This window comes from Olsenella porci (assembly GCF_009695875.1).
Classification (GTDB): domain Bacteria; phylum Actinomycetota; class Coriobacteriia; order Coriobacteriales; family Atopobiaceae; genus Olsenella_H; species Olsenella_H porci.
Window position 1 is genome coordinate 296,292 of sequence record NZ_VUNC01000002.1, and the last position, 9,174, is coordinate 305,465.

At 67.2% G+C, this 9,174-nt stretch carries 6 protein-coding genes; all 6 read right to left on the bottom strand.

The features are described 5' to 3' along the window. Positions 1 to 69: 69 nt before the first annotated feature. Complete coding sequence (gene ruvB, locus FYJ68_RS03980) at positions 70 to 1,128, bottom strand: Holliday junction branch migration DNA helicase RuvB (RefSeq protein ID WP_154434182.1); 1,059 nt, start codon at positions 1,126 to 1,128, stop codon at positions 70 to 72. Then, positions 1,128 to 1,769 carry a Holliday junction branch migration protein RuvA gene (ruvA, locus tag FYJ68_RS03985; RefSeq protein WP_326832214.1) on the bottom strand — a complete coding sequence of 214 codons (642 nt, stop codon included), beginning with the start codon at positions 1,767 to 1,769 and terminating at the stop codon, positions 1,128 to 1,130. Before ruvA ends, ruvB begins: the two co-directional genes overlap by 1 nt. Beyond that, complete coding sequence (gene ruvC, locus FYJ68_RS03990; protein WP_326832215.1) at positions 1,766 to 2,422, bottom strand: crossover junction endodeoxyribonuclease RuvC; 657 nt, start codon at positions 2,420 to 2,422, stop codon at positions 1,766 to 1,768. Before ruvC ends, ruvA begins: the two co-directional genes overlap by 4 nt. A 97-nt stretch (positions 2,423 to 2,519) precedes the next feature. Beyond that, complete coding sequence (locus FYJ68_RS03995; RefSeq protein ID WP_195837707.1) at positions 2,520 to 4,436, bottom strand: hypothetical protein; 1,917 nt, start codon at positions 4,434 to 4,436, stop codon at positions 2,520 to 2,522. Between the two features lie 144 nt (positions 4,437 to 4,580). Then, complete coding sequence (locus FYJ68_RS04000) at positions 4,581 to 4,961, bottom strand: desulfoferrodoxin family protein (RefSeq protein ID WP_154434188.1); 381 nt, start codon at positions 4,959 to 4,961, stop codon at positions 4,581 to 4,583. A gap of 170 nt (positions 4,962 to 5,131) precedes the next feature. Then, the gene (gene dnaE / locus FYJ68_RS04005; protein WP_154434190.1) at positions 5,132 to 9,040 is read right to left on the bottom strand and encodes a DNA polymerase III subunit alpha; all 3,909 of its coding nucleotides are present in this window, start codon (positions 9,038 to 9,040) and stop codon (positions 5,132 to 5,134) included. Positions 9,041 to 9,174 lie beyond the last annotated feature (134 nt).

Sequence of the window (9,174 nt, forward strand, 5' to 3'; positions counted from 1 at the left end):
TTCCTCCCAAGAGAGTGTGCGGGCCTTGCCATGAGACAGTCTAGCCGTTGCGGGGCGGGACGGCCCCGGCTAGGAGCTGGGCGGCGGGACAACGCCGAGGTGCTCGAACGCGAGGGTGGTTGCCTGCCTCCCCTGGGGGGTGCGGATGATGAGGCCGCGCTGGAGGAGGTAGGGCTCGTACACGTCCTCGAGGGTGGACGGGTCCTCCCCCACGGCGCTCGCGATGGTCGTGAGCCCGACGGGACGCCCACGGAAGGTCCGCGTGAGGGCGTCGAGGATCTTCTTGTCCATCCAGTCCAGGCCCATCTCGTCTATCTCGAAGAACCTAAGAGCCTCTGCGGCGACCTCCCAGGTGATGCAGCCGTCCGCCCGCACCTGCGCGTAGTCGCGCACGCGCTTGAGCAGGCGGTTGGCGAGCCTGGGGGTCCCGCGGCTGCGACTGGCGATCTCCTCCGCACCCTGCTCGTCAATGCGCACGCCCAGGATGCCGGCAGACCTCAGGACGATACGGGTGAGCTCCGGTACGCTGTAGTAGTCCAGCCGGTAGCTGATGCCAAAGCGGTCACGCAGCGGGCCGGTGAGGAGCCCCGTGCGCGTGGTGGCCCCGATGAGCGTGAAGTGCGGGACGTCCAGGCGGATGCTGCGCGCCGCCGGCCCCTTGCCTATCACGATGTCCAGAAAGAAGTCCTCCATCGCAGGGTAGAGGACCTCCTCCACCTGGTGGTTGAGGCGGTGTATCTCGTCCACGAAGAGGACGTCGCCCTCCTCCAGGTTGGTGAGGATGGCGGCGAGGTCGCCGGTGCGCGCGATGGCAGGGCCGCTCGTGGTCTTGAGGCGAGCGCCCATCTCGTTGGCGACCACGTTGGCCAGGGTCGTCTTGCCCAGACCCGGAGGGCCGGAGAAAAGGACGTGGTCGAGCGTCTCTCCCCTGTCCTTGGCGGCGGCGATGAGCACGCTCAGGTTCTGCCGCACACGCTCCTGCCCGCAGTACTCGCTCAGCGTTGTGGGCCTGAGGCTGTGCTCCACGTCCAGGTCGTCCTGCGTGAGCTCGGTGCTAACCGCACGCCGGCTGGAATCGTGCCCCCTCGCATCGTCCGCGAAGAGGTCCTCGTCCTCTGCCTCCCACATCACCTACCGCCCCCAAGGCGCCTGAGTGCGTACGAGACGGCGGACTCGATGGTGGTGACCCCGGCGTCCTCCAGCCCCTCTAGCGCGAGCTCCGCCTCCTGCGGGGTGAAGCCCATGGAGAGCAGGGCGTCCGTGGCCTCGGACTGCACCGACTGGCCCGAGGGTACCGCCGCGACGGCTCCCGCAGCCACCTCGCCGGGAGACGAGAGCCCCACGAGACCGCGCAGCTCCGCGTCACGCTGGAACACGCCCTCCAGCTCAACGAGCAGGCGCTGCGCCTTCTTCTTCCCCACGCCGGGGACCTGGCTCATGCGCGTGACGTCCTGCGCGGTAACGACGGTGGCAAGCTGCGAGGGCGTGAAGGTGGAGAGGACCGAGAGCGCGAGCTTGGGGCCAACCCCGCTGACCGCTACCAGACGATCGAACACGGCACGCTCCTCCCGACTGTAGAAGCCGTACAGCTCCACGGCGTCGTCCCTGAGGACGAGCCGAGTGAGCACCGTCACGCCTGCCTCCCCCGCCGGGGGCAGCGCCGCGGCGGTGTTGGCCGAGATACCGAGCTCGTATCCAACGCCCGCCACGTCGAGCACCACGTGGCTTGCCGTCACCTCCACGATGGAGCCGGTGAGCTGCACGATCACTTGCTGTTCCTCCTACTCTGCCGGGAGCGGCCCATCACGGGGCTTCCGCCGTTGACCCTCGCCGCCGTCGCCGCCGCGGTGACCTCGCGCGCCATGGCGCGCTCCTGCTCGCGCTGCGCCCGCTCCTGCTCCAACACCTGCACCGCCGCCGCATCGCGAGTGACGCTCATGGTGTGCGAGAGGTTGGCGTGACAGATCGCAGCCGCAAGCGCATCCGCGCAGTGGTCGGGCCGCGGGTCGTGGTCCAGCCTCAGGATGTTCCTGACCATGTAGATGACCTGCCGCTTGTCCGCCGAGCCCGTGCCCACCACGGCCTGCTTGATCTGCATGGGGGTGTACTCACCCACCTCCATGCCCGCCCGGGCGCAGGCGACGATCGCCGCGCCTCGGGCATGGGCGGTGGCGATGGCGGAGCGCTGGTTCTCCCCAAAGAAGATCTTCTCGATGGCGAGCTGGGAGGGCTGGAAGGTCTCTATCGCCTTCGACACCTCGTCGAAGATCCTCCCCAGCCGCCGGTCGAGCGGCTCGTCCGACTTGGTCGACACGCAGCCGTACGCCCGCGCCCGGCACGCCGTGCCCCGCGTCTCTACGATCCCCCAGCCCGTATTGGCAAGGCCGGGGTCAATGCCCATGATGACCATCCGCTCCCCCATGCGAGGTACCGTCTAGAACGTCTGTTCTATCATAGCAGAACCCGTCGACTCGCACGCGGAGGCAGCCAAGGGAGGGGTTCCGCCGGGGCGCATGCCCCTAGTTCTCGGAGAAGGGATTCTGCCAGGGGCGGCGCCCCTCGTCACTTGCGGGGGACCCGTCCGGGCCCTTCCGCCCGTCGTCCTCGCGGTCGCCGAACCCCCGCTGCTGGAAGGCCCCTCCCTGGGAGAAGTCGTGCAGCCAGCCGAGTGTGTCGCGGAGCCTGCTCATCTTGTCCGCCTCGCTCGGCTCCTCGTCACCTGGCACATCCGGGGCGACGTCGTCCGGCAGGTCCTCCCCGCCAGCGTCGGCAGGCGTCGCGAACAGTGACATGAGGCGCGTCCAGTCAACGTCGCCGCCCTTCTCGACCTGCCTACCAAGCTCCTCCAGGCCATCGCCCGCCGCCGTGGGGGACGGCCGGTCCATCACGTCGTGCCAGGCCAGGCCGAGCGGCCTGCGGGCGTCCCACAGGGTGCAGGTGCTGGCGATGAGGCATGGGCCGCATGCGAGACGCCACGACCCACCGTTGTCGAGCGCGCGGACCACTGCGGCGCACAGCCCTGCGTCCTCCCCCGTCGCCCCGGGGAGCTCGGACAGCGGGTGCCCCCACTCAACGTGGTCGAGGATGATGGTGTCGACGGCGTGGGTCCACTCCTCGTCGGAGCGCTGGTCTCTCTCCACGCCGGGGACGGAGGGAACCTCCCAGGGCGCAAGCGCCAGGTGAGGCATGACGGGACTGATCACGTTGCGCGCATGGGCGAGCCCCACCACGTCCGTCAGGTAGACGTCTCCCAGCGGGAGGATCGGGGACGCCCCCTGCGCGGGCTGGCGGTCGAGCAGGGCCAGTGCGGTCTTGGTGAGGGGCGAGAGGACCACGCCGTCGTCCTCGTCCGCCCACGCCAGGGCGTGCGCCTGAGCGACGCCCAGGGCAAGCCCCGGGCCCTGCTCCCCCGCCGCGCCCCTGAGGTCGCGCGACTCGGCACGAAGGTTGGACGCGAGGGCGAGGCATGCGGGCCTCTCCCCCTCGTCGACGGGCGAGACCAGCAGGCGCACGTTGGTGGGGCCCAGCGCGTCGGTTGCGAGCACAGCAAGGACCTGGGACGACAGCGAGCCGTCCAGAACCACCACGGCGCGGCGACGCCCCATGGCGGCGATGCGGTCGTGCACCCCCATCGCGAGCGCCTCCCACAGGAAGGTGGGCTCGTCGTAAACCTCGGGCGTGACCGGCGAGTCGAGAGGACCCGACAGATGCGGGTCAACGTCCACGCAGGTCAGCGACTCCTCGAAGGCGGGCGCGGAGGCTGCCAGCTCGCCCGCCGGGGTGATGGCGAAGCTCGAGCCGGTGTAGAGCTGAGCCCCATAGCACCCAAGGGAGCCCACGCCAACGACCCAGGCGCCCATGGCCTCTGCGTCCTGGACGTACCTCCCCTCCTGGAGGTCCGCCCCCAAGAGCGAGCTCGGGTCGTCGATGGCGTAGCCGTAGCCGGCGATGTAGATGACGGCGTCGAGGTCAAAGTCGAAGTCGACGTAGTCGTCCAGGTCCTCGTAGGTGAAGGCAACGCCCAGCCGGAGGTCACCGAGCGTGAACTCGGGAAGGTCGGGCGCTGGGGCGTCCTGGGCCTCGGGGCCTGCCCCCTGCGCCTGCAGGACGGACGAGGCGTAGGCAGCGAGCTTGAGCGGGACCACGTGCCCGCCGTCCATCAGGACCGCCTCCGCCACCTGCTCGCCGTCGAGGTCGAACACCACGGGGACGATGCAGGCGCACGCCACCTGGCGGGCGAGGCGCTCGACCGCGGCCATGACGTCGGAGACGAACCCCTCGCGCTCCCCGGTGACCGCCAGGCCCTCGGGTCCGGTGAGCGCCGCCATGGGAAACACCACGAGGTCGGCCCCCTGCAGGCTGGCGCGCTCGCTGAGCGAGACCATCCTCGCCACGGTGCGGTCGAGGTCGCCCGCGCGCGTTGCCATCTGTGCCATGCAAACCCTCATGTCGCACCTCCGCGTCCGTGCGCCAACGGCAACGCCGCCGACTGGCATGAGACTACCCCAAACGAAGCGCGGCGACCCGTCAGAGCCGCCGCGCAGCATCCGCCCCCGTTGGGGCGGGAACGTGTCCTAGCCCTAGAGCTCGGTCTTCCAGAGGCCGTGGAGGTTGCAGTACGCGTATACCGTGGCGCCCTCGCCCTTGTGGCAGAACTTCGCCTGCGGCTTGTCGCCCGGCTTGAGATGCTTGACGATGGTCTTCTTCTCGTCCGCGTAGGCGATCCACTCAATGTAGTGCTCGGGCGTCATGGGGTGCTCGACGGACCCGACGGTGACCAGGAGCTTGCCGTCCTCGGTCTCGGAGACCGCGGGAACGTGCTTCTCGGTCGCGGCGTCGGTGGCACCGGCGACGAGCTTCTGCATGGGCTCTCCGCAGCACTGGGGGACGCAGCTGCCCTCGTCCAGGACCATGACGAGGTTGCCGCACTTGTTGCAACGATAGAACGTGAGCTCAGCCATGTGGTTTCCTTTCCTAGTGGGTGGCGGCGCCCGTGCGCCGCTCACCTACATTGTCTCCCGCGCCGCGGCGTTTCATTCATGTGACTGCTGATTGGTAGCAAATGACCGTGGGAACAAAAGCGGGCGAGAGGGACGTACCTCTCGCCCATCAGCCGGACGCCCCAGGCGGGCTAGGCGAGCGCCACGTGGCCATCCTTGCCCACGAGGTCCTTGACCTCTGCCAGAAGGACCATGTTGTGCGCGTCCACCTTGGTGGGGAGCTCCATGCGCATGGTGTCCCCCATGGCGCCCTCAACCAGGATCTCGACCCGGTCAAAGCCGTTGTAGCGCGAGAAGATCGAGTTGAGCTGCTGCATGCGGTCCATGCTCAGCATGCGGCTCGACACGCAGACCTCGAACACCTTGGGGCGATTGGTCTTCTCGTTGAGCTCGATGGGCATCACCGACGAGGCGATGACCTGGTTGCCGCGGTCGCCGCGCTCCAGCTTGCCCGTGACCTTGATGAAGACGTCGCCCACGCGCTCGCCGGTCTCGGGGTCCACCTCGCCCTCAAGCACCTGCGCGCACTCCTTGTACGTCTTGGGGAACACCACGACCGTGACCTCGCCCTCCATGTCCTCCAGGGTGACGATGGCCATCTGGTCGCCGTTCTTGGTCACGCGCTTCGAGACCCCGCCCGAGGGGATCATTCCCGCAAGGCGGATGGGCTTGCCCTCGGGCACGGTGTACTGGGTCATGGTGCCGCCCGTCACCGGGTTGGGGACCTCGCGCTTCTCCTCGATCTGGGCGAGAGTGAAGTCGCGCGCCTTGTTGAGGGCGTACTCGTACGGGCGCAGCGGGTGGTCCGAGACGTAGATGCCCAGGACCTCGTGCTCCTGTGCCAGCTTGGTGTGGCGGTCCCACTCGTCGGCGGGGTTGGCGGGCGGCACCTGGTCCTCGAAGCCGGAGCCGGCCACGTCGCCAAACATGTCGAAGAGCGAGCTCTGCCCCGCGGCGCGGTCGCGCTGCCGCTTGGCGGCGGAGTCGATGATGTTGGCGGGGTCGTTCTTGTCCACGAACTCCATGAGCTGCTTGCGGGGGTAGCCGGTGGAGTCGAAGGCGCCCGCCTTTATCAGGGCCTCGACCACGCGGCGGTTTGCCTGGCTGCCGTCCACGCGGTCAACGAAGTCGTGGAGGTTCTTGAACGCCCCGCCCCTCTCGCGCTCGGCCATGATCTCCTCGGCGACGCCCTCGCCCACGCCGCGGATGCCCGCGAAGCCAAAGCGCACGCCATCGGCGGTGGCGGTGAAGTCGCGGCCGCTCTCGTTGATGTCGGGCGGCAGGATGGGGATGCCCTCGCGGCGGCAGCTGGTCACGTAATGAACGATCTTGTCGGTCTTGCCCATGTAGGACGTGAGGACCGAGGCCATGTACTCCTTGGGGAAGTAGGCCTTGAGCCATGCCGTCTGCATGACCAGGATCGCGTAGCCGGCGGAGTGCGACTTGTTGAACGCGTAGGAGGCAAACTCCAGGACGTTGTCCCAGATCTCCTGGGCGATCTCCTTCTTGTAGCCGTTGGCGACGGCGCCGTTCATCCAGTGGTCGTAGATCGTCTCGTCCGCGCCGTTGCCCTCCCAGTGGAAAATCTGGCTGGTGAGCATCTTGATCTTCTTCTTGGCCACGGGCTTGCGCATGCGGCTGTCAGACTCGCCGGCAGTGAATCCGCTCATCTTGACCGAGATCTGCATGACCTGCTCCTGGTAGACCATGGTGCCGTAGGTCTCCTCCAGGATGGGGCGCAGACGGTCGTCGTAGTAGCTGATCTGCTCCTCGCCGTGCATGCGCTTGATGTAGCTGTCCACCATGCCGGCGCCCAGGGGGCCGGGGCGGTACAGGGCGATAAGAGCCACGATCTGCTTGTACTCGGTGGGCTGCATGTTCTTGATGGTGGCGGTCATGCCGTCGGACTCCACCTGGAACACGCCCGCCGTGTGGCCGCTGCCCAAGAGCTCGAAGATCTTGGGGTCGGAGAAGTCGATCTTGTCCACGTCGATGTCGACGCAGGTGGCGCCCTCCTTCAGGCACTTCCTCACGCCCTCGGGCATGCGGTCGATGTCTGCGGCGTTGGGGTAGCTCTGGCGGATGTTCGCGAGCGCCTTGTTGATGACCGTGAGGGTGCGCAGGCCCAGGAAGTCCATCTTGAGCAGGCCCATGTCCGCGACCGAGTGGCCCTCGTACTGCGTGATGGTGACGTTGCCCTTGGTATCGAGCTTGGTGGGCACGTGGTCAGTGACGGGCGTGGGCGCGATCAGCGTGGCGCAGGCGTGGACGCCCTCGCCGCGCGTGAGGCCCTCGATGGAGAGGGCGGCGTCAATGATGCGGTGCGCGTCCTGGTCCTTGTTGTAGGCCTCCTCAAAGTCCGGCGAGTACTGGTCGGGCTTCTTCTCGTTCTTGTGCAGCGCGTTGGGCAGCGTGAGCTTGGGGTCGTTGGAGAGCATCTTCGACAGCCTCTGTCCCACGTACACGGGGAAGCCCAGCACGCGCGCCGCGTCGTTGATGGCCTGCTTTGCCTTGATCGTGGAGTACGTGATGACCTTGCACACGTGGTCCTCGCCGTACACGTCGCGCACGTGCTGGAGAACGTCCTGCAGGTGCTCGTCGTCGAAGTCCATGTCGATATCGGGCATCTCGGTGCGCTGGGGAGAGAGGAATCGCTCGAACATGAGGCCGTTCTCCAGCGGGTCGAACGACGTGATGTTCATGGCGTAGGCGACAATTGCGCCTGCGGCGGAGCCACGGCCCGGCCCCACTCCGATGCCGTTGTCCTTGGCCCACTGCACGTAATCCTGGACGATCAGGAAGTAGTTCGCAAAGCCCTTGCCAATGATGATGCCGGCCTCGTGCTCGTAGCGGTCCTCGACGTTGATGCCGTTGATGGTGACGTTCTTCCAGTCGTCGCCGTAGCGCTTGGCCAGGCCCTTCTCGCACTCCTCGCGAAAGCGCTCCTCGGCCGTCTCGCCCGGACGCAGGCCAGGGTACTCGGGCAGGTACATGTGCGTCCAGTCGATCTCGTAGTTGCACTTTGACGCGACCTCAAGGGTGTTGTCGCAGGCCTCCGGGATCCAGGAGAAGAGACTCCGCATCTCCTCCTCGCTCTTCATGTAGAACTCGGTGCCCTCCATGCGCATGCGGGTCTGGTCGTCGAGCGTGGTCGCCTTGCCAATGCACGAGAGGATGTCCTGCGTGGGGGCGTCCTCGCGCCTGAGGTAGTGGAAGTCGTTGGTCGCGATGACCTTGATGTCCTGCTCGCGGGCGATCTTCACCAGGTACTCGTCCAGCTTGCGGTCGTCCCAGCCGTTGCGGAAGGTGAGGCCGTGGTCCTGGATCTCCATGTAGAAGTCGTCGCCGAAGATGCGCTTGAAGGTGGCGGCCCACTCGCGCGCGCCGTCGACGTCGCCGTCGAGGATGCGCTGCTGAATGATGCCCTGCACGCAGGCGCTCTGGCAGATCAGGCCCTCGTGGTACTCTTCGAGCATGGCGAGCGTGGTGCGCGGCTTGTAGTACATCATCTCGTGGCCGGCGGCCTTCGACATGCACTTGATAAGGTTGACGTAGCCCGTCTCGTTCTTTGCGAGCAGGATCAGGTGGTAGCGGCGCTGCTTGGTGCCGCGCTCTATGCAGTCGTCCGTGATGAAGTAGCACTCGCAGCCAAAGATGGGCTTGACCTTGAGGTTAGGCCGGTTGCCCTTGACCGAGTCCAGGTCGTGTCCAGAGCCTTCCCAGACGGCGACGTCGGACTCCCACTGGGCGTGCACGCAGTCCTGGTAGTCCGCACCCTCTCCGTCAGCCTCGGGCTCCTCCAGGTCCCATCCCTTCTTGAAGCACTCCAGGTCGTGGCGCCACTGCTTCATGCGCGGGGCGGCGTCGTTGTACTTGCGGCACTCCAGGTCCAGGTTGGGGATGCCAAACATGTAGCCGTGGTCGGTCAGGGCCACCGCGGGCATGCCAAACTCAACGGCGCGCTCCACCATGTCGGGAATGCGCGTGGCCCCGTCGAGGATGCTGAAGTCGGAGTGGTTGTGCAGGTGAACGAACGCCATGTGGTAAGACCTCCGGATGGACCCTCCCGCCGGTCCCGCCCGCGGGCGGGGTGGCGCGTCCCAAGGGAGGGGCGGGCGCGCAACGTTGAACATGGTAGTCGAAGCGGGTTGCCTCCCGCCCTCCGCACGGCGGG

Excerpts from the sequence above, each read along its gene's own strand:
- ruvB (WP_154434182.1), bottom strand. The coding sequence starts at position 1,128 with ATGTGGGAGGCAGAGGACGAGGACCTCTTCGCGGACGATGCGAGGGGG.
- ruvC (WP_326832215.1), bottom strand. The coding sequence starts at position 2,422 with ATGGGGGAGCGGATGGTCATCATGGGCATTGACCCCGGCCTTGCCAAT.
- FYJ68_RS03995 (WP_195837707.1), bottom strand. The coding sequence starts at position 4,436 with ATGGCACAGATGGCAACGCGCGCGGGCGACCTCGACCGCACCGTGGCG.
- FYJ68_RS04000 (WP_154434188.1), bottom strand. The coding sequence starts at position 4,961 with ATGGCTGAGCTCACGTTCTATCGTTGCAACAAGTGCGGCAACCTCGTC.
- dnaE (WP_154434190.1), bottom strand. The coding sequence starts at position 9,040 with ATGGCGTTCGTTCACCTGCACAACCACTCCGACTTCAGCATCCTCGAC.